The 24,036-nt window shown below is 61.8% G+C and carries 19 protein-coding genes and 1 pseudogene; 18 read left to right on the plus strand and 2 right to left on the minus strand.

Features of this window, described 5'->3' with window-relative positions; translation table 11 throughout:
• Window positions 1-108: 108 nt before the first annotated feature.
• The 18 genes and pseudogenes from CRN80_RS05385 (at window position 109) to ureC (ending at window position 15,819) form a co-directional block, all read left to right on the plus strand.
• Entirely contained in the window at window positions 109-396 is a 288-nt protein-coding gene (locus CRN80_RS05385) for an addiction module antidote protein (RefSeq protein ID WP_032893775.1), read from the plus strand.
• Between the two features lie 96 nt (window positions 397-492).
• Window positions 493-885, plus strand: a complete 393-nt coding sequence (locus CRN80_RS05390) for a DUF2946 domain-containing protein (protein ID WP_003188156.1) — start codon at window positions 493-495, stop codon at window positions 883-885.
• A gap of 47 nt (window positions 886-932) precedes the next feature.
• Window positions 933-1,415 (plus strand): copper chaperone PCu(A)C, encoded by a 483-nt coding sequence (locus tag CRN80_RS05395; RefSeq protein WP_069558192.1) that lies wholly within the window; start codon window positions 933-935, stop codon window positions 1,413-1,415.
• A gap of 10 nt (window positions 1,416-1,425) precedes the next feature.
• Entirely contained in the window at window positions 1,426-1,827 is a 402-nt protein-coding gene (locus CRN80_RS05400; protein ID WP_098949702.1) for a DUF2946 domain-containing protein, read from the plus strand.
• Between the two features lie 93 nt (window positions 1,828-1,920).
• Window positions 1,921-3,981, plus strand: coding sequence for a TonB-dependent copper receptor (locus tag CRN80_RS05405; RefSeq protein WP_098949703.1), 2,061 nt, complete (start codon window positions 1,921-1,923; stop codon window positions 3,979-3,981).
• Between the two features lie 139 nt (window positions 3,982-4,120).
• Window positions 4,121-5,482: a PepSY domain-containing protein gene (locus CRN80_RS05410; protein ID WP_098949704.1), complete on the plus strand. Its 1,362-nt coding sequence runs from the start codon at window positions 4,121-4,123 to the stop codon at window positions 5,480-5,482.
• Between the two features lie 194 nt (window positions 5,483-5,676).
• Window positions 5,677-6,942 (plus strand): urea ABC transporter substrate-binding protein, encoded by a 1,266-nt coding sequence (gene urtA / locus CRN80_RS05415; RefSeq protein ID WP_003188149.1) that lies wholly within the window; start codon window positions 5,677-5,679, stop codon window positions 6,940-6,942.
• Between the two features lie 138 nt (window positions 6,943-7,080).
• Window positions 7,081-8,583: an urea ABC transporter permease subunit UrtB gene (gene urtB, locus CRN80_RS05420; protein ID WP_044271067.1), complete on the plus strand. Its 1,503-nt coding sequence runs from the start codon at window positions 7,081-7,083 to the stop codon at window positions 8,581-8,583.
• Entirely contained in the window at window positions 8,583-9,650 is a 1,068-nt protein-coding gene (urtC, locus tag CRN80_RS05425) for an urea ABC transporter permease subunit UrtC (RefSeq protein WP_098949705.1), read from the plus strand. Before urtB ends, urtC begins: the two co-directional genes overlap by 1 nt.
• Entirely contained in the window at window positions 9,647-10,480 is an 834-nt protein-coding gene (gene urtD / locus CRN80_RS05430) for an urea ABC transporter ATP-binding protein UrtD (protein ID WP_169918267.1), read from the plus strand. The genes urtC and urtD overlap by 4 nt, the downstream gene beginning before the upstream one ends.
• Before the next feature lie 24 nt (window positions 10,481-10,504).
• Window positions 10,505-10,591, plus strand: a pseudogene (locus tag CRN80_RS31495) (outer membrane lipoprotein carrier protein LolA); the annotation flags it as partial.
• 22 nt (window positions 10,592-10,613) lie between these two features.
• Window positions 10,614-11,312, plus strand: a complete 699-nt coding sequence (gene urtE, locus CRN80_RS05435; RefSeq protein ID WP_032893783.1) for an urea ABC transporter ATP-binding subunit UrtE — start codon at window positions 10,614-10,616, stop codon at window positions 11,310-11,312.
• Between the two features lie 31 nt (window positions 11,313-11,343).
• Complete coding sequence (locus CRN80_RS05440) at window positions 11,344-12,183, plus strand: urease accessory protein UreD (protein ID WP_098949706.1); 840 nt, start codon at window positions 11,344-11,346, stop codon at window positions 12,181-12,183.
• Window positions 12,184-12,341: 158 nt separating this feature from the next.
• The gene (gene ureA / locus CRN80_RS05445) at window positions 12,342-12,644 is read left to right on the plus strand and encodes an urease subunit gamma (protein WP_003171437.1); all 303 of its coding nucleotides are present in this window, start codon (window positions 12,342-12,344) and stop codon (window positions 12,642-12,644) included.
• A gap of 9 nt (window positions 12,645-12,653) precedes the next feature.
• A complete protein-coding gene (locus tag CRN80_RS05450) occupies window positions 12,654-13,166 on the plus strand; it encodes a GNAT family N-acetyltransferase (RefSeq protein WP_098949707.1) in 513 nt (170 codons plus the stop codon).
• A gap of 5 nt (window positions 13,167-13,171) precedes the next feature.
• Window positions 13,172-13,705: a GNAT family N-acetyltransferase gene (locus CRN80_RS05455; RefSeq protein ID WP_098949708.1), complete on the plus strand. Its 534-nt coding sequence runs from the start codon at window positions 13,172-13,174 to the stop codon at window positions 13,703-13,705.
• The gene (locus tag CRN80_RS05460) at window positions 13,702-14,007 is read left to right on the plus strand and encodes an urease subunit beta (protein WP_032893787.1); all 306 of its coding nucleotides are present in this window, start codon (window positions 13,702-13,704) and stop codon (window positions 14,005-14,007) included. Before CRN80_RS05455 ends, CRN80_RS05460 begins: the two co-directional genes overlap by 4 nt.
• A gap of 111 nt (window positions 14,008-14,118) precedes the next feature.
• A complete protein-coding gene (gene ureC / locus CRN80_RS05465) occupies window positions 14,119-15,819 on the plus strand; it encodes an urease subunit alpha (RefSeq protein ID WP_032893788.1) in 1,701 nt (566 codons plus the stop codon).
• Between the two features lie 55 nt (window positions 15,820-15,874).
• On the opposite strand, the gene CRN80_RS05470 is transcribed toward ureC, so the two are convergent.
• Window positions 15,875-16,813: a DnaJ C-terminal domain-containing protein gene (locus tag CRN80_RS05470; RefSeq protein WP_098949709.1), complete on the minus strand. Its 939-nt coding sequence runs from the start codon at window positions 16,811-16,813 to the stop codon at window positions 15,875-15,877.
• Between the two features lie 230 nt (window positions 16,814-17,043).
• Window positions 17,044-23,991, minus strand: coding sequence for an NEL-type E3 ubiquitin ligase domain-containing protein (locus CRN80_RS05475; protein WP_098949710.1), 6,948 nt, complete (start codon window positions 23,989-23,991; stop codon window positions 17,044-17,046).
• Between the last annotated feature and the right edge of the window lie 45 nt (window positions 23,992-24,036).

Genomic DNA, 24,036 nt, shown 5'->3' on the forward strand with positions numbered 1-24,036 from the left:
TGAGACGCGCAGCCCATGGCGATGATCCTCAACATTTCGTCAACGCAAAAACGTGACATCGAGCGTGCTAAAGAAATTGCAGATGAATTTGAGAAAAAGGAGTGACCCATGACTCAATTTAAAGATTTCGATATAGCCGAGCATCTGACGACCCCAGAGGACATGGCGGAGTATCTCGAAGCCTCTTTCGAGGAGGACGCCGGTGACGGATTGCTGATTCGCTCAGCGCTCAACAATATCGCCCGCGCCCAAGGCATGACCCAAATAGCCCGCGACGCCGGCCTCGGACGAGAAAGTCTGTACAAAGCCCTCTCCAGCACGGGCAATCCCGAATTCGCGACTATCATGAAAGTCATGAAGGCTCTGGGCCTCAAGCTCCACGCCACGGCCGTCTGAACCACTGCGACACCAAACCACACCCGCCCTTTTTACTTATCCCCCTCGATCAGGCTAAATACCCGCCTGATCGTTTAACCCTACGGATTATCCGCCATGGCCCGTCAACGCTTTGCAATTGCCTGGATCGCCTGCCTTGCAGTGCTGTTCAATGCGTTTGCCATGCCGTTGGCCAGTGCGATGCAGCAGACGGATGACCCGATCAAGCGTCTGATGTGGGGCGGGTTCTGTTCGTCCAATGGTGCCAGCCTCAAGGCGATTGCCCTGGGCAAGCTGGAAATCCCGGCGCCGCCGGATGATCACTCGGCTATGCAGCATTGCTGGTGTTGCTCGGGTTCGGCGCCGTTGGTGGCGTTGCCGGGGCATGTGCCGCAGTTGTATGTGACACGCTTCGAGGCGGTGCAGAGCCTGCCGCCGCGCTTATTGCGCAATCCCACCCCGCGCCAGCAATGGCCAAGCCTTAACCCTCGCGCCTCTCCAACGGTCTGATTTTCTTCGCAAGTGAACTGCGTTTAGAACCGTTCTGGAGAACTGCCATGCTCAAATCTTCCCTGCTTCTGGCTGCGTTGCTGCTGCCGGTGTTCAGTGCTGCCAATGCCGAGGACTACAAGGCCGGCGACCTGGAGGTCAGCAATCCCTGGTCCCAGGAATTGCCGCCGAATGCGCCCACCGTCGCGGCCTATTTTGTGATTCATAACACCGGGGCTACCCCGGATCGCCTGCTCAGCGTTGAAACCAGCGTCGCCGAAAAAGCCGAGCTGCATGAACATGTAATGCAGGGCGACTTGATGAAGATGCAACAAGTGCCCAGCGTCGCCGTACCGGCCAAGGGTGAGCTGACCTTCGCACCGATGGCCTATCACGTGATGTTGCTGGGCCTCAAGGACCGCAGCCTGCTGGCCGATGGTAAGCAATTCCCGCTTACCCTGACCTTCGAGAAAGCCGGCAAGGTCGAGGTGCAAGTGTCGGTGCACAAAGCACCACCGATGGCTGGCCACGAGCATATGCACGCTCAGTAAGCCAACCTCGATGGGCGCCCCTCGCGCCAGGTTGTCTCCCCACTACCGCGTGAAGCGCGGCAGTTGGATCAGCCTGTTCGCCATGCTGATGATCTTTATCGGTCCGCTGATTTCCCAGGCGATGCCGATGGATCATCACGCCGGTATGTCCATGGAAATGCCCATGGAGATGCCGAGCGACCACGGCGAATCCCATCACACCAAAGCCCCCGCCGAACACCACGCACTCTGGGCCAAGTGCGGCTATTGCGACCTGCTATTCAGCTGCCCGGCCCTGCCCGGCAGTGTGTCGTTCGTGGCCCTCGGCACCCCGCCGCCCGCCAACGCCCTCACCCCCGCCACGCGCCTGGGCCATGCCCGGCAGAGCATCTTCCCCGGCGCCCGTAGCCGTGCGCCGCCCATCGTTTCGTAAGCCCTTCACCGCGTTACTTCACCCCGGCCGACTTTAGACAGACAGCCGCAGGCTGCTGGCCGTGTTGTTTACGATTGATTGATGGAATTTTTCATGTCCAGGTTTTCTGCTGACACCCGTTTGGGAAGTACTGCCCTGCTCACCGCGTTATGCGGCGCACTATTGGCTGCCCACGCTCACGCCGACGAGCATGAGCTGAGCCCCACGGTCATCACCGCGATTGCCCCCAGCTCGCCGCTGACCGTGGTCACCAACCCCAAAGACCCACGCCAACCGGTGCCCGCCAGCGATGGCGGCGACTACCTCAAGACCATCCCCGGCTTCGCCCTGGTGCGCAACGGCGGCACCAATGGCGACCCGGTGCTGCGCGGCATGTTCGGCTCGCGCCTGAATATCCTCACCAACGGCGGCATGATGCTCGGCGCCTGCCCGGGCCGCATGGATGCGCCAACTTCGTATATTTCGCCGGAAACCTACGACAAGCTCACCGTGATCAAAGGCCCGCAAACCGTGCTCTGGGGCCCTGGCGCGTCAGCGGGCACCATCCTGTTCGAGCGTGAGCCGGAGCAGTTCGGCGAGCTGGGCACGCGGGTCAACGCCAGCGTATTGGCCGGCTCCAACGGGCGCTTCGACAAGGTCATCGATGCCGCTGCCGGCGGCCCATTGGGCTACGTGCGGGTGATCGGCAACCAGTCCCATGCCGACGATTACAAGGACGGCAACAACGACACCGTCGCCTCGCGCTATGACAAGTGGAACGGTGACGTGGCCGTGGGTTTCACGCCCGACGCCGACACCCTGCTGGAACTCACCGCCGGGCGTGGCGACGGCGAGGCGCGCTACACCGGGCGCGGCATGGATGGCTCGCAGTTCCTGCGCGAAAGCCTGGGGCTGCGTTTCGAGAAGTCCAATATCGGCGAGGTGCTGGATAAGGTCGAGGCCCAGGTCTACTACAACTACGCCGACCATGTGATGGACAACTACAGCCTGCGCGTCCCTTCGGGCACCGGCAGGATGGCGGGGCCCATGGCGTCCAACGTCGACCGCCGCACCCTCGGCGCACGTATCAAGGCGACCTGGCGCTGGGCCGATGTGCAATTGATCAGCGGCCTGGATGCACAGACCAATGAACACCGTGCGCGCAGCGGCATGGGCATCGACACCTATAAGGATGCGCCGCGTAACAAGGACGCCAATTTCCACAACTACGGTGTGTTCGGCGAACTGACCTGGTACGCCGCCGACAATGATCGCCTGATCACCGGCGCACGCCTGGACCGCGCCTCGGCCAAGGACTTCCGTCAACGCACCGGCTCGGGAATGATGTCGCGCCCGAACCCGACTGCCGGCGACACCCGCGCCGATACGTTGCCCTCGGGCTTTGTGCGCTATGAACACGACCTGGCGGACAGCCCCACCACGCTGTATGCCGGCCTGGGCCACGCGCAACGTTTCCCGGATTACTGGGAACTGTTTTCCCCCAACACCGGCGCGGGCGGTTCGGTGAATGCCTTCGACGGCGTGAAACCGGAGAAAACCACCCAGCTCGACTTCGGTGCCCAATACAAGAGCGCCGACCTGGAAGCCTGGGCCTCGGGCTACGTCGGCCAGGTGCGCGACTTCATTCTGTTCGACTACAGGCCCGGCATGATGGGCACCACCTCCCAGGCGCGCAATGTAGACGCACGCATCATGGGCGGCGAAGTGGGCGCGGCGTACAAGCTGAGCCAACACTGGAAAGCCGACGCCAGCCTGGCCTATGCCTGGGGCAAGAACAGCAGCGACGGCAAGGCCCTGCCACAAATGCCACCGCTGGACACGCGCCTGGGCCTGACCTACAGCGAAGACGATTGGAGCGCTGGTGCATTGTGGCGGGTAGTTGCTGCGCAACACCGCATCGACCCGAACAAGGGCAACGTGGTCGGCAAGGACTACGACAAAAGTGGCGGCTTTGGCGTGTTCTCGCTGAACGCGGCATACCGCATCAACAAGCACTTCAAGGTCAGTACCGGAGTCGACAACCTGTTCGGCAAGGCTTATGCCGAGCACTTGAACCTAGCCGGTAACGCAGGCTTCGGTTACCCAGCCAACGACCCGCAGGCCATCAAGGAACCGGGGCGTACGCTCTGGACCAAGGTGGACATGAGCTTCTAAACAGAGCCCTGTAGGAGCGAGCTTGCTCGCGAAAAACGTCAACGATAACGCAGCGCGCTCAGGTTTTTCGCGGGCAAGCCCGCTCCTACAGTTTTCAGCGCTCACGACCCAACACATAACAAGCCTTGCGGAGCCCCTGATGACCACACAAAAAATTTCCTTCTACAACCTGGCCTGGCGCTGGCATTTCTACGCCGGCCTCTTCGTCGCCCCCTTCATGGTGCTGCTGGCCCTCACCGGCATCATCTACCTGTTCAAACCCCAACTCGACCCGCTGATGTACGGCCACCTGCTTACCGTGCCCGCCGCCGAACACGCGCTGAGCGCCGATGAGCAACTGCAGCGCGCCCAGGCCGCCTACCCTCACGCCGCGATCAGCAAATACCTGCCGCCTGCCGACGCCACTCGCAGTGCGCAGTTCGTGATACGCAACGACGCCCACGAAGTGACAGTGTTCATCGACCCCTATCGCGGCACCGTCCTCGGTGAGCAAGACGCAAACAACAACCTGCAAGCCATCGTCCGCGCCCTGCACGGCGAGCTGATGATCGGCACCGTCGGTGATCGCCTGATCGAACTCGCCGCTGGCTGGGGCGTGATGCTGGTAGTGTCCGGCCTGTACCTGTGGTGGCCGCGGGGCAAGTCTTCGGCCGGGGTGTTGTGGCCGCGCTTCGGCAACCGTGGCCGCTTGTTCTGGCGCGACCTGCACGCTGTCGCCGGGTTCTGGGGCGCGGCGTTCCTGCTGGTGATGCTGCTCAGCGGCATGACCTGGACCGGCTTCTGGGGCAAGCAATACGCCGACCTGTGGAACACCTTCCCGGCAGCGATGTGGAACAACGTGCCGCAGTCCGACCAGCAAGCCCGTGTGCTCAACACCGCCACCCAGCAAACCGTGCCCTGGGCCCTGGAAAACACCCCTATGCCGATGTCCGGCGACCACGCCGAGCATATGAATCACGGCGCGATGCACGCAGGCCCGGCTGCACCCACCGTACGCCTGCAACAGGTGGTCGACCTGGCCAATGCGCGCAAGGTCGAGCCCGGCTACAGCATCACCTTCCCCACCACCGCCACCGGTGTATTCACCGTCGCGGTGTTCGCCGACGACCCGCGCAACGACGCCACCCTGCACGTGGACCAGTACACCGGCAAAGTCCTGGCCGATGTGCGTTGGGATCATTACAACCTGGTCGCACGCGCCACCGAGACCGGCGTGATGCTGCACGAGGGCAAAATGTTCGGCTGGGTCAACCAACTGATCGTGCTGGTGATCTGCCTGATGATCCTGCTCAGCGCGGTCAGCGGCATGGTGATCTGGTGGAAGCGCCGGCCACAAGGCGGACTGGGCGTGCCGCCGCTGCGTCATGACTTGCCGAAATGGAAAACCGCGATGGCGATCATGCTTGGGCTTGCGATCATTTTCCCGTTGGTAGGGGCTTCGTTGGTCCTGGTATGGGCGCTGGATCGCTTGCTGCTGTCACGCATTAGCGCAACCGCCTGAAGCATTGTCGCGCAACGCCCTATTTTGAAGCCTGCCGTGCACTCAACGGCCTGCGTGGCGCCAACCTGGTGCGCCACGCAGCGGCTTTACCTCCTGAACCCGCCGGTAAACCCGTGTCTGGCGTAGCAGGCACAGCCCTTGCAAAGCCGTGTGTATCTGCCCCACAACAATTATCGGTACACGGAGATCGCACCATGAAGCGTCGCAGCTTGATCAAGGCTTTCACTTTGTCGGCATCCATTGCCGCCATGGGTTTGACCTGGACCGTCCAGGCCGCCGAGACCATCAAGGTCGGCATCCTGCACTCGTTGTCCGGGACCATGGCGATCTCCGAAACCTCGCTCAAAGACATGGCGCTGATGACCATCGACGAGATCAACGCCAAAGGCGGGGTGAACGGCAAGATGCTCGAACCGGTGGTGGTAGACCCGGCGTCCAACTGGCCGCTGTTCGCCGAGAAAGGCCGGCAACTGCTGACCCAGGACAAGGTCGCCGTGGTGTTCGGCTGCTGGACCTCGGTGTCGCGTAAATCGGTGTTGCCGGTGTTCGAAGAACTCAACGGCTTGCTGTTCTACCCGGTGCAGTACGAAGGCGAAGAAATGTCGCCCAACGTGTTCTATACCGGTGCGGCGCCGAACCAGCAGGCGATCCCGGCGGTGGAATACCTGATGAGCGAAGAAGGCGGCAGCGCCAAGCGTTTCTTCCTGCTCGGCACCGACTACGTGTACCCGCGCACCACCAACAAGATCCTGCGCTCGTTCCTGCATTCCAAAGGCGTGGCGGATAAAGATATCGAAGAGGTCTACACCCCGTTCGGCCACGCCGATTACCAGACCATCGTTGCCAACATCAAGAAGTTCTCCGCCGGTGGCAAGACGGCTGTGGTCTCCACCGTCAACGGCGACTCCAACGTGCCGTTCTACAAAGAGCTGGCCAACCAAGGCTTGAAAGCCACCGAGGTCCCGGTGGTGGCGTTCTCGGTGGGTGAAGAAGAACTGCGTGGCATCGACACCAAGCCGTTGGTGGGCAACCTCGCGGCCTGGAACTACTTCCAGTCGGTGGAGAACCCGGTGAACCAGAAGTTCGTGGCCGACTGGAAAGCCTACGCCAAGAAACACAACCTGCCGGGCGCCGACAAAGCCGTGACCAACGACCCGATGGAAGCCACCTATGTGGGCATTCATATGTGGGCGCAGGCGGCGGAAAAAGCCAAGTCCACCGACGTCGACAAAGTGCGTGAAGCCCTGGGCGGCCAGACCTTCGCCGCGCCGTCGGGCTTCACCCTGACCATGGACAAGACCAACCACCACCTGCACAAGCCGGTGATGATCGGTGAGATCCAGGCCGACGGGCAGTTCTCGGTGGTGTGGCAGACCGAAGCGCCGATTCGTGCACAGCCGTGGAGCCCCTACATCCCGGGCAATGACAAGAAGCCGGACTACGCGGTGAAGAGCAACTAAAGCCCAACACAGATCAAATGTGGGAGCGGGCTTGCTCGCGAATGCGGTAAATCAGTGACAAATGTGCTGACTGACACACCGCATTCGCGAGCAAGCCCGCTCCCACAGTTTGACCGCGCATAATCAGGACATTTTGCTATGCCCACTGCCCTCCACCGCCTCATCCTCGCGCTGCTGTTGTTGCTGCCCTTTGGCGCACACGCCAGCGACGCCGAAGACTTCCTTGCCGCCAACCCGGTGCAGCAAGCCAAACTCCTGCAGGACTGGGCCGCCCAACCCGACCCAACGCGTATCGAGTTGGTGGATGCCCTTGAGCAAGGCCAACTCACGCTCAATGGCGAAACCAAGACCGTGCGCCTGAACAACCGCCTGCGCGGCTTGATCAATAACGTGCAAGCCAGCCAGCAACTGCTCGCCGCCGACCCCAAGGTGCGCCTGGAGGCTGCGCGCACCCTGCAAAAAAGCGCAGTGCCTGCACAACTGAAATTCCTCGACCAGCAGGTCGCCGCCGAGACGGATGAGCAGGTGCACAGCGCCCTCAGCCTGGCCCTGGCCAACCTGCAACTGGTCGACCCCGACCCGGTGGTGCGCCTGGCGGCCGTGCGCTTGCTCGGCAGCACCGGCGACCCGCTCGCGCGCACGCGCCTGGAAGCGCTGCTGGCACCCGGCGTGGAAGCCGACGCGGCCGTGCATACCGCTGCTGAAACCAGCCTGGCCCAGGTCAAACGCAAACTGATGATGGGTGAAATCCTCGGCCAGGCGTTCAGCGGCATGTCTCTAGGCTCGATCCTGCTGCTGGCGGCCCTGGGCCTGGCGATCACCTTCGGCCTGCTCGGCGTGATCAACATGGCCCACGGCGAGATGCTGATGCTCGGCGCTTACTCCACCTATGTGGTGCAGTTGATGATGCAGCGCTATGTGCCCCAGGCCATCGAGTTCTACCCGTTGATCGCGTTGCCGGTGGCGTTCTTTGTCACTGCGGCCATCGGCATGGCGCTGGAACGCACAGTCATCCGTCACCTGTACGGCCGCCCGCTGGAAACCCTGCTCGCCACCTGGGGCATCAGCCTGATGCTGATCCAGCTGGTGCGCCTGGTGTTCGGCGCGCAGAACGTCGAAGTGTCGAACCCGGCCTGGCTGTCCGGCGGCATCCAGGTGCTGCCCAACCTGGTGCTGCCGTACAACCGCATCGTCATCATTGCCTTTGCGCTGTTCGTGGTGGTGCTCACCTGGCTGCTGCTGAACAAGACGCGCCTGGGTCTGAACGTGCGCGCCGTCACCCAGAACCGCAACATGGCGGCCTGCTGCGGCGTGCCCACCGGGCGCGTGGACATGCTCGCCTTTGGCCTCGGCTCCGGTATCGCAGGTTTAGGCGGCGTGGCGCTGAGCCAGATCGGCAACGTCGGCCCGGACCTGGGCCAGAGCTACATCATCGACTCGTTCCTGGTGGTGGTGCTCGGCGGCGTCGGCCAGTTGGCCGGCAGTGTCATGGCCGCCTTTGGCCTGGGGATCGCCAACAAGATCCTCGAACCCCAGATCGGCGCCGTGCTCGGCAAGATCCTGATCCTCGCGCTGATCATTCTGTTTATCCAGAAACGCCCGCAAGGACTCTTCGCACTGAAAGGACGGGTGATCGACTGATGAACCAGCCATTGATGCTTACGGCCACGCAAAAGGCCGGCCCCAAAGTCACGATTGCAGTCGGTGCGGTCATCCTGCTCCTGCTGCTGGCGTTGCCCCTGTGTTCGCTATTGTCTGCCGACAACCCGCTGCATGTGTCGGCCTACACCTTGACCCTGGTGGGCAAGATTCTCTGCTACGCCATCGTCGCCCTGGCGCTCGACCTGGTGTGGGGTTACGCCGGAATGTTATCCCTGGGCCACGGTTTGTTCTTCGCCCTGGGCGGCTACGCCATGGGCATGTACTTGATGCGCCAGGCGTCGGGCGATGAGTTGCCGGCGTTCATGACCTTTTTGTCCTGGACCGAATTGCCCTGGTACTGGGCCGGCACCGACCATTTCCTCTGGGCGTTGTGCCTGGTGGTACTGGCCCCCGGTGTGCTGGCGTTGGTGTTCGGTTTCTTCGCCTTCCGCTCGCGGATCAAGGGCGTGTATCTCTCGATCATGACCCAGGCCCTGACGTTCGCCGGGATGCTGTTGTTCTTTCGCAACGAGACCGGGTTCGGCGGCAACAACGGCTTTACCAATTTTCGCAGCATCCTCGGTTTTGGCATCACTGAACCGGGCACGCGGGCGGTGTTGTTTATCGCCACGGTGCTGTTGCTGGTGGCCAGCCTCTACATCGGCTGGCGCCTGGCGAAGAGCAAGTTCGGCCGTGTGCTCACCGCCCTGCGCGATGCCGAGAACCGCCTGATGTTCTGCGGTTACGACCCACGCGGTTTCAAGCTGTTCGTGTGGGTGTTGAGCGCGGTGTTGTGCGGCCTTGCCGGCGCGCTGTATGTGCCGCAGGTGGGCATCATCAATCCCAGCGAAATGTCACCGACCAACTCCATCGAAGCCGCCGTGTGGGTGGCGCTGGGCGGGCGTGGCACGCTGATCGGGCCGCTGCTCGGCGCCGGTGTGGTCAATGGCATGAAAAGCTGGTTCACCGTGGCCTTCCCCGAGTACTGGCTGTTCTTCCTGGGGGCGCTGTTCATCATCGTCACCCTGTACCTGCCCAAGGGCGTTATCGGCCTGCTGAAGAAATGAGGAACGTCATGCTTGAACCTATTTTCGACGCAGGCAGCGGCCGCGATGCGATTGGCATCGGCCAGGTCGCGGGCAAAGGGCTCAACACCCGTCACGGCACCATTCTGACCCTGGAAGATATCAGCGTCAGCTTCGACGGTTTCAAGGCCCTCAACGACCTGAACCTGTACATCGGCGTCGGCGAATTGCGCTGCATCATCGGCCCCAACGGCGCCGGCAAGACCACACTGATGGACGTGATCACCGGCAAGACCCGGCCCAGCCACGGCAAGGCCTGGTTTGGCGAAACCCTGGACCTGACCCGCATGAGCGAAGTGCAGATCGCCCAGGCTGGCATCGGGCGCAAGTTCCAGAAACCCACGGTATTCGAAGCCTTGAGCGTGTTCGAAAACCTGGAGCTGGCGCAGAAGACCGACAAGTCGGTGTGGGCCAGCCTGCGTGCGCGCCTGAGTGGCGAGCAAAAAGACCGCATCGCAGAAGTGCTCGACACCATCCGCCTCACCGCCTCGGTGCATCGCCCCGCCGGTTTGCTGTCCCACGGCCAGAAGCAGTTCCTGGAAATCGGCATGCTGCTGATGCAAGACCCGCAACTGTTGCTGCTCGATGAACCGGTGGCAGGCATGACCGACGCCGAAACCGAGTTCACCGCCGAGCTGTTCAAGCGCCTGGCCGGGAAGCACTCGTTGATGGTGGTGGAACATGACATGGGGTTTGTCGGCTCGATTGCCGACCATGTGACCGTGTTGCACCAGGGCAGCGTGCTGGCCGAAGGGTCGCTGGAGCAGGTGCAGGAAAACGAGCGGGTGATCGAGGTCTACCTCGGTCGCTAAGATGGTTTTCCTGTAGGAGCGAGCTTGCTCGCGAAGATCGTCAACGATAACGCGGGCATCCTGAATGCACGCGGTGCCCTCAGGTTTTTCGCGAGCAAGCTCGCTCCTACAGGGGTTTGAGGAGGTTTTGAGAATGCTGCAAGTCGACAAGCTGCACCAATACTACGGCGGTAGCCACATCCTGCGTGGGCTGTCTTTTGATGTGAAAATCGGCGAAGTCACCTGCCTGCTCGGGCGTAACGGCGTGGGTAAGACCACCCTGCTCAAGTGCCTGATGGGCCTGTTGCCGGCCAAGGAAGGCGCGGTGAACTGGGAAGGCAAGGCCATCACCGGTTTCAAGCCGCACCAGCGTGTGCATGCCGGCATCGCCTACGTGCCCCAGGGCCGGGAGATATTCGGGCGGCTGACGGTGGAAGAAAACCTGCTGATGGGCCTGTCGCGCTTTCCCGGCTCCGAAGCCAAGGAAGTGCCGGCCTTCATCTACGAACTGTTCCCGGTGCTGCTGCAAATGAAGCATCGACGTGGCGGTGACTTGTCCGGCGGCCAGCAGCAACAGTTGGCGATTGGCCGTGCCCTGGCGAGCCGCCCGCGCCTGTTGATTCTCGATGAGCCCACCGAGGGCATCCAGCCGTCGGTGATCAAGGAAATCGGCGCGGTGATCAAGAAGCTCGCGGCGCGCGGCGACATGGCGATCCTGTTGGTGGAGCAGTTCTATGACTTTGCCGCTGAGCTGGCAGACCAGTACCTGGTGATGTCCCGTGGCGAAATCGTGCAGCAGGGCCGTGGTGAAAATATGGAAAGCGACGGTGTGCGCGGGCTGGTAACCATCTAATCTGTAGCCTCCTAACGATAAGCACACGCTCATGAACCTGCCCGTTTCCCCTGCCCTGTTCACCCCCAGCTGGCACGCCGAGCTGGAACTCGGCTACGCGCGTGTCGACAACACCACGCGCCCGGTACTGCGCCGCCACCTTGGCCCGCTGCGGGTGCAAAAACACCTGTACGCCGAAGGCCCCGAGGTGTGCCAGCACATCATCGTGCACCCGCCCGGCGGGATTGCTGGTGGCGATCGCCTGGACATCAGCGCCCATGTGGGCACCGGAGCCTGGGCCCAACTGACCAGCCCTGGCGCCGCCAAGTGGTACCGCGCCAGCGGCCCGGCGTTTCAACAACTGGAACTGACCGTCGAAGCCGGCGCGACCCTGGAATGGCTGCCTCAGGAAACCATCGTGTTCAGCGCCGCCCAAGCCGAACTCACCACGCGAGTCGAGCTGTCGGGCGATGCGCGGTTGTTCTACTGGGATGTGGTCGCCCTGGGCCGCCCGGCCAGTGGCGAACGGTTCGACCTGGGCCACTTTCAATCGCACCTGGACATTCGCCGCGACGGCCAGTTGCTCTGGCACGAGCGCCAGCGCATTGTGGGTGCCGATGGGTTGCTGGATTCGCCTATCGGGCTGGATGGGCAACCGGTGTTTGCCACGTTGCTGGTGACCGGTGAAGTCGATGCGCAATTACTGGAACAATGCCGCTCACTGCCCCACGCGGTGCGCGGTGACCTGACCCAATTGCCTGGCTTGCTGGTGGCGCGGTGTTTGGCCAGTGAAGCGTTGATGGCGCGGGGTTGGTTGATTGATTTATGGCGGCTATTGCGCCCCGCCATGCTTGGACGCGAAGCCGTATCACCCAGAATCTGGAGCACATGAACATGCGCCCTTCTGTAGGAGCGAGCTTGCTCGCGAAGATCGTTAACGATAACGCGGGCATCCTGAATGCACGCGGGGCCCTCAGTTTTTTCGCGAGCAAGCTCGCTCCTACAGGGGTGAGTGCTCGCCCTTTTAATTGCCTTACGACGGACTGAACCATGGACCTGACCCCACGGGAAAAAGACAAACTGCTGATCTTCACCGCAGGCCTGGTCGCCGAGCGGCGCCTGGCGCGCGGGGTGAAGCTCAACTACCCGGAGACCATCGCCTATATCTCCGCCGCCTTGATGGAAGGCGCCCGCGATGGCCGCACCGTGGCCGACCTGATGCACTACGGCACCACCCTGCTCAGCCGCGAACAAGTGATGGAAGGCATTCCGGAAATGATCCCGGATATCCAGGTGGAAGCCACGTTCCCCGACGGCACCAAGCTGGTCACCGTCCACCAGCCCATTGCGTGAGGCGCGGCCATGATTCGTGATGCAACCGAACACGACCTGCCGGCAATTCGCGCCATCTACAACGACGCGGTGTTGAACACCACCGCGATCTGGAACGAGCAACCGGTGGACCTGGCCAACCGCCAAGCCTGGTTCAGTGCGCGCCAGGCCCAGGGCTATCCGATCCTGGTCGCTGTAGAAAACAACGAAGTCACCGGTTACGCCTCGTTCGGCGACTGGCGCCCCTTCGAAGGCTTTCGCTACAGCGTCGAGCACTCGGTGTATGTGCGCAACGACCAGCGCGGCAAAGGCCTCGGTCCAGGGCTGATGGCGGCGTTGATCGAGCGCGCTCGCACCGGTGGCAAACATGTGATGGTCGCGGCCATCGAAAGCGGCAACCTGGCCTCGATCCGCCTGCACGAACGCCTGGGCTTTATCACCACCGGGCAAATGCCCCAGGTGGGTATCAAATTTGGCCGCTGGCTTGACCTGACCTTTATGCAACTGACTTTGAACCCGGGCGCACAACCGCCCAAGGAGTGACATCGATGAGCGCTGCACAACTGCGTCGAGTCAATGCGGAAAGTTTTGCTCACTACCGGCGGGGCTTGATCGAACTGTTGCTGGACGCGGTGCAGCATGGCGCTTCGGTGGGCTTCATGGCCGACTTCGATGAGGCCCAGGCCCGGGACTACCTTAGCGGCGTGCAAGGCGGTGTCGAGGACAGCAGCCTGCTGCTGTGGGTGGTGGTGCGCGACGAGCAGGTGATCGCCAGCGTGCAATTGGCGTTGTGCCAGAAAGCCAACGGCCTGAACCGCGCCGAGGTGCAAAAGTTGCTGGTGCACAGCAGCGCCCGTCGCCATGGCCTGGGCCAACAATTGATGAATGCCCTGGAACTCGCCGCGCGCCAGCACAAGCGTGGCCTGCTGTACCTGGACACCGAGGCCGGCTCCGGCGCCGAAGCCTTTTACCAGTCGCTGCGCTACACCAAGATCGGTGAGCTGCCCGACTATTGCCAAAGCCCGGACGGGCGCTACAGCCCGACCGCCATCTACTTCAAGACCCTGGGGCAACCTGCATGATTCCTGGTGAATATCAGATCCAGCCTGGCGAGATCGAACTGAATGTCGGCCGCCGCACCCTCACCCTCGGCGTGGCCAACAGCGGCGACCGCCCGATCCAGGTGGGCTCGCATTACCACTTTTTCGAGACCAATGACGCGCTGCAATTCGACCGCGCGGCCAGCCGTGGCATGCGCCTGAATATTCCGGCGGGCACGGCGGTGCGGTTTGAGCCGGGGCAGCGGCGAGAAGTGGAGTTGGTGGAGTTGAGTGGTGCAAGGCGGGTATTTGGGTTTGCAGGGCGGGTCATGGGCGACCTTTAGGGCCTCATCGCAGGCAAGCCAGCTCCCACAGTTGGAATGCATTCCCCTGTGGGAGCTGGCTTGCCTGCGATAGCGATTTCACATTCCATACCTATTGTTCAGGGCACACACATGAAAATCACCCGCCAAGCCTACGCCGACATGTACGGCCCCACCGTCGGTGACAAGGTGCGCCTGGCCGACACCGAACTGTTCGTCGAAGTGGAACAGGACTTCACCGTCTACGGCGAAGAGGTCAAATTCGGCGGCGGCAAGGTGATCCGCGACGGCCAGGGCCAGAGCCAATTGCTCGCCCATGAAGTGGTCGACACGCTGATCACCAATGCACTGATCATCGACCACTGGGGCATCGTCAAGGCCGACGTCGGCTTGAAGAATGGCCGCATCCACGCGATTGGCAAAGCCGGCAACCCGGACATCCAGCCCGGCGTGACCATGGCCATCGGCGCCAGCACCGAAGTGATTGCCGGGGAAGGCATGATCCTCACCGCCGGCGGCATCGACTCCCATGTGCATTTCATTTGCCCACAGCAGATCGAAGAGGCGCTGACCAGCGGCGTCACCACCATGATCGGCGGCGGCACCGGGCCGGCCACCGGCACCAACGCCACCACCTGCACCTCCGGCCCGTGGCACCTTGCGCGGATGCTGCAGGCCAGCGATTCGTTCCCGATGAACATTGGCTTTACCGGCAAGGGCAACGCCAGTTTGCCCGAACCGCTGATCGAGCAGGTCAAGGCCGGTGCTATCGGCTTGAAGCTGCACGAAGACTGGGGCACAACGCCGGCGAGCATCGATAACTGCCTGAGCGTCGCCGATGCCTACGACGTGCAGGTGGCGATCCACAGCGACACCCTCAATGAGTCGGGCTTCGTCGAAACCACCCTCGCCGCGCTCAAGGGCCGCACCATCCACACGTACCACACCGAAGGCGCCGGTGGCGGCCACGCGCCGGATATCATCAAGGCCTGCGGCTTCCCCAATGTGCTGCCCAGCTCCACCAACCCGACGCGGCCGTTCACGCGCAACACCATCGACGAGCATCTGGACATGCTGATGGTGTGTCACCACCTGGACCCGAGCATTGCCGAAGACGTGGCCTTCGCCGAAAGCCGCATCCGCCGCGAAACCATCGCCGCCGAAGACATCCTGCACGACCTCGGCGCGTTCTCGATGATCAGCTCCGACAGCCAGGCCATGGGCCGTGTCGGTGAGGTGATCACACGCACTTGGCAGACCGCCGACAAGATGAAAAAACAACGTGGCCCCCTGCCGGGCGACGGCGCGGGCAACGATAACTTCCGCGCCAAACGCTACATCGCCAAGTACACCATCAACCCGGCGATCACCCACGGCATTAGCCATATCGTCGGCTCCATCGAAGTCGGCAAATGGGCCGACCTGGTGCTGTGGCGCCCGGCGTTCTTTGGCATCAAGCCGACGCTGATCCTCAAGGGCGGCGCCATCGCTTCGAGCCTGATGGGCGACGCCAACGCCTCGATCCCCACACCGCAACCGGTGCATTACCGCCCCATGTTCGCCAGCTTCGGCAGCTCCCTGCACGCCACCAGCCTGACGTTTATCAGCCAGGCAGCACAGGCCGCCGGCCTGCCCGAGGCCCTGGGTTTGAAAAAGCAGATTGCAGTGGTCAAGGGTTGCCGCGATGTGCAGAAAACGGACCTGATCCACAACGACTATTTGCCGGATATCGAGGTGGACCCGCAGACGTATCAGGTCAAGGCCGATGGGGTGTTGCTGTGGTGTGAACCGGCTGAAGTGTTGCCGATGGCGCAGCGGTATTTCCTGTTCTAGCTTCGCCCCATGTGGTGAGGGAGCTTGCGCCCTCACCACAGGTATAGGGTATGCCTCAGAATTGCTCGCGTGGGTTAAAAGCGGCTTTTTGCGCCAGCTCCTGCCACAACGCTTTCACATCGTCGTTACCCGCCGCAGGCATGACCGCCTTCAGCTGAATGAACAGGTAGCCGCGTTGCCCGGCCTTGTTCAGCAGGCCATGGCCCTTGGCACGCATGCGCTGGCCGTTCTGGCTGCCGGCAGGCACCTTGAGGTTGATCTTGCCGGTGAGGGTCGGCACGGCCACTTCCGTGCCCAGCGCCAACTCCCAGGGTGCCAGCGGCAGGTTGATGATCAGGTTTTCGCCGTCCACCTCGAACTTGGGGTGGGGTGCAAACTTGATGATCAAGTACAAATCACCGTTGGCCCCGCCACCGATGCCCGGTGCGCCCTGAGCCTTGAGGCGAATGCGCTCGCCATCGGCCACACCGGCCGGGATCTTCACGTTCAGGCTTTTGGTGGTATTGCTCACATGCCGACCGGAGGCATCGTATTGCGGCACCTGGAAGCTGATCTGCTTGGACTCGGTGGACAGGGTTTCCTCCAGGGAAACCGTGAGGTGCATCTCCACGTCCTGGCCCTTGCGCCCGGTAGGACGGCGCTGGCCGCCACCGAAAGCATCGCCGCGCGAGCCGAAGATCGAACTGAAAAAGTCCGAAAAGTCGCCCGCGTCCTGGCCGCCACCAAAGCCGCCACGGCTCTGCCAGCCCGGCGGGCCCTGGAACGGCTGGCCATGCTGGCCGTATTTGCGCAATTCGTCGTATTCGGCGCGCTTGTCGGCGCTTTTCAGCGCTTCGTAGGCCTCGGACGCATCCTTGAACTTGGATTCGGCATCCTTTTCCTTGCTGACGTCCGGGTGATATTTACGCGCCAGCTTGCGATAAGCCGACTTGATCTCCTTGTCGTCAGCCGTCGGCTCGACACCGAGAATCTTGTAATAGTCTTTGAAATCCATGGGGGCATCACCATCCGTTATCGATATCGCGCAGCCCGCCACACGGCACGCCATGGCTGGCAGCCTGGGAATTGATGTCAGGGCGCGTCATAAGTTAAGCGGCGGCACACAGGTTTAATGCAATGGCTGTGTACCGCCTGGATATGCCCACAAGATTGGGGCAAAACGCGGTCTTTCAAGATGCGATACCGCTATTTACGACGACGGACGGGTTACCGACCTGCGTAGGATCAAGCGAACAGCTTTTTTATCATCCCCTCGGTGTATTGGTAGTCCAATCGCAGCTCGGTGCCCGCGGCGATGCCTTCAGTGGCGAAAAGGGTGTTGAGGATGAACGGCTTGCGCTTTATCTGCGCCCCTGGCCCCACGCCCAGCCACATGTCGGCCTCAACATCAAACCCCACTGTCTCGACGTTATAGCCACTTGGCGCCTGGCGCAGCGGCTTGCCGTTTTCGTCATATTCAAAGTGGGTGTTTATTCGCGACAGAATATTGTCCCCCGACAAATGAATCGGCACCTCCATCAGAACGTTACCCTCGGCGACCTTCTGGCTGCCCACCTTCATGGTGTAGGTCTGGCCGCCCTCGCCGAAGATCCCCGACGGCAGTACGGTACCGCCGTAGACACCGACGATTTCCCCTTTGGCGATACGCCGGTTGGCCACCACCATGGACTGGCCGATCAACGCCTTTTCGCCAGGCACTTTCACATCCTGCGCGGTGAACGTGCGCAGTTGCAGTTGCGCTTCATAGCGTGCACCGACGTGCTCATAGCCTTCGAACTGGATGTAGGGTTTGACCTGCGCGGAGGTGTATTGCGCGCCGGAATCCAAGGTCACTTGCCTCTCCAGGGTTCGGATACGGATCGGCCTGCCCTGGTAATCCCTGAGTGGGTACTTGCCGTTGTTGGCGCGGATGTAACTGCCGACCGGATTAGGGTTGGCCGTAAAGTGCACTTCCCGGCGCATGTAACTGAGTTCGGCCGTTGTATAGGGCTTGACCGGCATGGATTCCGACGCGTCGAAAAACTCATCGTCGGACCCCGGCGGCGCCATCCCGCCCGCCAGGCCTCGACGCCGCCACACCCCCTTGACATCAGGCTTGGCCACGATTGCGCTGCTGGTCAACCGCAAGGGGTTATCCGCCGCTTGTACCCATAACACGTAATGCTCGCCATCACCCGCATCGGGCATGCTCGCCACGAAGTAGCGCTTGCCATTGAAGTCGACGGCTTGTGCCTGGGACAGTTGCAAGCCGTTGCCATCGCTATCCGCCAACACTTCAAGGCTCGCTGTCGGCACCAGCGCCTGCGCCACTTCATCGCGGCTCAAGCGTTCGATCAATTGTGCTTCTTCAATCTCGAACTGCGCCTGCAATGCCTTGACCTTGGTGTCGTAGGTTGCACGGGGCAGCGTCCCGGCCTCGAAGTCGCGCTGCAAGGCTTCCATTTGTTCGTGATGGGGTTCGTTCTGTGCTTCAAACTGCGCCCGGTATTTATTCGCCACATAGTCTTTCCAGAAGTCTCTGGCGAGCATGGCTTGCAACTCTTGGGCGGAGTTATCCAGGCTGAGCACCCGTTGGTAGGCCGCATCAAGCATGGCCTGGGTCACATTGCCGAAATGGGCAAACCGGGCCTGCTGCGGTTGGCCGGGCAATTCAAGGCGATCCTTGAGCCCATGGCGATACGCCATGCGCACCTCCACCTCTTCCACGGCCCTCAAGGCGCTCTCCCGTTGGGCAGGGCTCAAGCCCTCACGCGCGTTGATCGCAGCCCTGCGCTGGTCGATATCCTCCAGGGCGATCTTTTCCAGCTCATCGAGACGGAACAGCCCCTTGGACAGCTTCAGCAGGGCCTCACCCTGGGTCGAGTCCAAAGCGAGTGCCTTGGCGTTGTAGGTCATCAGCAGAATCTCCAGGTTGCTGAAGGTCAACGCCGCCCGGTCACAGCAGGCCGCCCGCCCCGCCCACTCGAACATCTCCTTGCGCAACTGCTCGGACTCATTGCTGTTTTGCGTGATGCCATCGATCACCTCCCAGATGCGGCGCTGCAAGTCTTCACGCCCGGCAGGCGCTATTTCCAGGTCCCGGAGCACTTCAAAGAAGCCGTCCGAACCCGGCAACGCACGCAGGGTGGACCACTGGAGCCGGCGCTGCGCCAACTGCTCAGTGGAAAAGCCCGTGGACCAGCGCCGAAACGGAGCATCCGCGTCATGCGACACCACCGGGCCATCCACCGCACTCGTCACACTGGCGACCAATCGATTGGCTGCTCGCTCGGTGGCGGTGAGCCGGTCGCCGTAGGCGTTGATGCGTTGTCGAGTATCGGCGGACAGCGGGTTAAGGCCCAGGTCGGTTACCCGGGTGACCCGCAGTGTCTGTTCCAGTTGCTCGTCCGACGGGGCGATCAGCGCATCGGGCAAGGTGGAAATATTGTTGCCTCGCAGGTACACCATGTCCAACAGGGGGAGCTCGTCCAAGCCGGTAGGCCAGGTATCGAGGCCGGTGGCTCCCATGCCCAACGAGTGCAGGTTGGTCATTTGGCTGAAGTCCGGCGCCCTACTCAGGGGGTTTGAATTGAGTACCAGAGCCTTGAGCGTGGTGCGTGACGAGAGTATCGCCGCCGAATCGGCAGTCAGGCGGATCCGGTTGTTTTGCAGGGACAAGCGGGTCAAGCCATGCATCTGCCCGACCGCCGGCGGTAACTCACGCAACTGGTTCTTGGACAAATCGAGCCAGCGCACCCCACGAAAACGCGCGAGGAACCCTTCCGGCGAGGTTCGAAGGTTCATATTGCTCAGTTTGAGCGAACCCACATGGCTGAAATCCGCGTCCAGGTCAGGCAGGCTCGGCAGGTTCAGATCACTGAGGTTCAACTCCAGGCCGAAAGGTTCGCCATCATTGGTGAGCTGTTGCGGTGTTTCTTGCCTCCAGCAGCGCAAGATGCGGTCCCAGGCCTGGTGGCGGTCACGCAAAGACCCTGCGTCATTGGCACGCTCGCCAACACGCACATAGCGCTGGCGCTCACCACCGCCTGAGAACAGCCACCCGTTCAACTGCCGGAGCAGCACAGAATGCTCTTGCCAGAGGCGGTTGAGCTGCGCATCGGCCCCTTCACCCCAGGACCAGATAAGCGCCCTGGCCTTCTGCACGGAGTACTCGGGGTACATGTACTGCACCTTCTCGATGCGCGGGTTTTTACTGTCGAAAGCGCCCTCCAGTGCCCCTTGCAACAGGTCGGGTCGAGACTGGGCCAGGTCCTGCCAGTACTTATCGAAGGTTTTCCAATAATCGGGGGGGAAGCGATTATTCTCGAGCAAGGTGACATTGTTGATACGTGCCACGGTTTCCAATTGATCCGCGGGCGGCACCAGGTTGTCCTGTGGTACCTGTTGCAGACGGTTTTGACGCAGGTCGAGGCGCTCCAGCCCGGCTTGCTCTCTCAACCCCGAGGGCCAACGCTCGATGCGCGTCCTATACAGACTCAGCTCTCTTAAATGGGGCATGCCACTGAAGTCTGGCGTTACGCCCAGCGGATTACTCGACAGGTCGAGCACTTGCAGCGCATTGAGATTACTCACCAAGCCCGCGCTATGTTCAGTCAACTGCAAGCCGTTGTCGTGCAGCGTCAACGCAGTGAGCTGCTTCATGTCGCCAATCACCGCAGGCAGCTCGGTCATTTCGGCCCCGGTGATGCTCAAACTGTTCAGCTCGTTAAAGTTTTCGAGGAACAACGCACTGGAATGCCCACCCCATTTGACATTCGACAACACCAATTCCTGGACATGGTCGAAGCCTCCTTTTATGGCGGGCAAATCCACCCCATAGAGGTTGTCCCTGGGCAGGCGAATGTGCAGTTGGCTCCCGGTCTCACGGCGCCAGCAGCGTTTGATCTCTTCGCTCACACGCCACTCCTCGCTGTAAGGGGCCAAGGCCCGCGCCCCCTTAGCTTGCGCCCAGACCTTCAAGGTTTTTTTCAGGGTGCGGTACTCCAACTCACGGCGGCTCAACTCGCCCCGCACGTCTTCACCCAGCGACTCAATGAACGCCGTGACCTGCTCGTCGCTGAAGGTTGGAAACAACCGCCGTACCCGCTCCGCCGGGGAGCGAAGCACATTCCCCGCCGTCCTTAACAACTGACGCACCCCTGGGGCGCCGCCCAACAGCCTGGCCATCGGGTCGTAGTCAGGTTTGCGCAGTGGGTTCTCCTCCAGCACCGTGCGCAACGGCTCTCGCGGTAACGGGCTGCGTTGAATCGCCTGCTTGAGCTCAACGGCACTGCTCAAGCCCAGGCGCTGGCGTTCATCGAGTGCCAATTGTTCCCAGATAGCGCTGTAGAAATCACCGGGCATGGAGGCTTGGAAGTCGCCGCTTTCCAGCAGCACCAATGTGCGTTTATGCGGAAAGTCAGGCGAGCCGATGGCATCCAGCACCGTGCCTTCAGCCGAATACTGACGCAGCTCGATGCGCGAACCCCGGTGCCAGCCCGGCAGGGTTTCCAGGGTGCGCAAGGCCAGGCGCTGGCTATCGAGGTGCGTCTGGGTGTCCAGGTGCAACCCTTCGTAGGCACGGGCCACCCGGGTTTCCTGGGCACACCATCGGGCTTGCGTGGCCAGGGGCTCGGGCAAGCGACGGGTGCTGCGAAAGGCCTGCAACTGATCGATCGTCGCCCCTTGCAGCACACGCTCGGCGACCGGTGTGGGCAAGGCCGGGTAGGTATCCAGCAGACGTTGTACATCGGCATCGGGCGCAGGGTTCAGCGCTTGGTAGCGTTGTTCCAGCAACGGCCCCTTGAGGCTGTCAACGGCATCGCCGAGATAATCGCGCAGCTTGCCGGCGCGCACCTCCAGCGACTCCTCGGGGCTGCCGGGAAACTCCTTGAGCAGCGGGTCGACACCCTGCAACGTATACAACAACTCGCGCAGCAAACCGCCCCGGGCCATGGCGCTTTCGGTCACCACCATCACGCGCTTGCTGGCTGAAGCCGGTGCGTCGGGCGTCTCCCAGAGCACCTCGCCCTGGGGGCCGATGACTTTCAGCGCCACGTTATCAGGCAACAGGCCGCGGCGTTGAAGCAGGTCAAATTGCAGCTTGGGTTCGGCTTTAGAGTATTCCAAAGGGTCACTGCTTCTGATGCGCTCGGCAAAGGTGGTGAGCTGCTGGTGCAGTTCGAAGCGTTTGAGCGTGTCTTCCAGTAACCACGGCAACGGCTCGTGATGGAGCGCGGCCTGGCGCAACACGTCGGTGTCGACACCGCTGATGCGCAGCGGGTCCGCCTGGTCGACAAGCCCCAGGCGCTTGAGCAAGGTCGGTTCATCCCAGGTCAGCGGTTCTTCCAGCTCATGGCTCCATACCCCGTTGTGGTTGTGTTCCAACTCTGGGGTATAGGCGCCGGAGCGGGTCGGGTGCTGGATGCGGTAATCGCCAGTGAGGGGGTCTTGCTTGACCTGATAATGGGCGTCCTCGAATGCCACCAGTTGCTGCCCGTCATGCTCGTACAGGCCCAGCGCGTTGGCCTTGGCCTCGGGCGCCGGTTTGACGGGCGCTTCGTAGGGCGCGAGGTCAGGGTTCCACAGCACCTGCTTGCCGGACGGCATCGTCACAGGCTTGAGATGCTCCACCGCGCTCTGCCATTTGACGGCAGGCAGCACCTTGGCGCCGGTGGCAATAAACGCCACGTTCAACGCCACCGACGCAAAATGCGCCCACATTTGCCGTGGCTCGCCTTGCCCATAGGCCTCTATCCCTTCAAAGACCTCGTAGCACATCTGCGACGCGCCCACGGCCAGCATGATGGGCCCCAACCCTGGCACCACGAAGGCCGCCAGGTTGAACACACTGACAGCGGCGTCGAAAAAACCTTCCAGACGCTCCAGCCGCGCCTTGCGGTCCTCGTCCTCGGTGGGTACGGCCACGGCCCGCGCATCACTCAAAATCTTGCGGATATGTGCCTGGCGACTGCGCTGCCAGAGGTCACCACTGAGCAGGAAGCCGTCCATGGGCAAACGTACCAACGAGGTACGCAGCGGATAATCGGCCCCACCGTTGCCGTTATCGGCTGGCTGGTACAACCGGCTGAAACGGGCGAAAAAACTGCCTTGCTCGTGCACCGGTATAAAGCGGCTAAAAAAGCGTCGATAGGATGCGCTGTGCAAGCGCATGCGCAGATCGACCATGAACTCGCCACTGGAGGCGTACTCCTTGACCGGCTGTTGCGGGTCGCCGGGTATGTACACCACCAGTGGCTCGGTACGGTCCGAACGTTCACGGTCTGGCCCGATCAGCAGCGGCCCTACCAGCACACTGTCAAACACCTTGAGGGCGGCGTAGGTGACCGGCTTGCCCGCCAGCTTTGGCGTGCCGGAACCGGCCACTACCAGTTTGAGCATCTGGTAGGCATCGGCGCTCAACGCGCCGTTTAACTGCAACCGGGCAATCTCGATGCTCAGCGCCAGTTGCTGGCGTTGATGCTCCTCAAGCAACTGCTCCAGCGCCTCGCGCTCTTGGGCGGCGTCGGGTTCGACAACCGCCTTGATGTGCTTCTGGTATTGCGCGCCGAGGTCCAGGGTGCGGCACAGCTTGGCAAACTCATGGGGCTTGATCGCCACCGCGTGGGCGTTGACGGCGGCGAATGTCGCAATGATGTGGGGGTTCTCGGGATTCCAGCGGGTAATGAGTTGGCAATCGGTGCACGGCGAAGGCTGTTCTTCATCGGCCTCGAAATTGGCCAGAGCCGCTTCCAACAGGGATGTACCACGGTAGGTGTAGGTCAGGCTGGGGTCGTTTTGCTGTTCAAAAACAAAGGCCCCGTAGAAATCATCGCGAGCACCTTTGTAGGCGTATTTGCGCACGAGGAACACATTGCGTACATCCAACTCAAGGTTGAACTGCTTTTTGATCGCGTCCTTGAGCGGCTGCTCGGCGAACGCCAGGATGTCGTCGATCTGGCCAAGATGTTCTTCGATTGAATTGAGGGTTTCGCGAAAACGTGTGTGCTGCTCGGCCAGGGTGGTTTTGTCTTGGTGAGTCGCGGCCAGGTACCAGGAAGGAATGTCCATCTCGTGCTGGCCCAGCTCTTCCTGGCGCTGGGTCGTGCCCTCCAGGAACCAGCTTGGCACGCGTTGTTTGAGGAAGTCGTAGTGCACGCCGCGCAGGTCGGCGGTAAAGGTTGCATCAGGCATAGCGGTTCATCCGTGAGCGGTAAAACCGCAGCCTAGCCAAACCCC

Source organism: Pseudomonas sp. FDAARGOS_380, from assembly GCF_002591235.1.
Taxonomy (GTDB): domain Bacteria; phylum Pseudomonadota; class Gammaproteobacteria; order Pseudomonadales; family Pseudomonadaceae; genus Aquipseudomonas; species Aquipseudomonas salmasensis.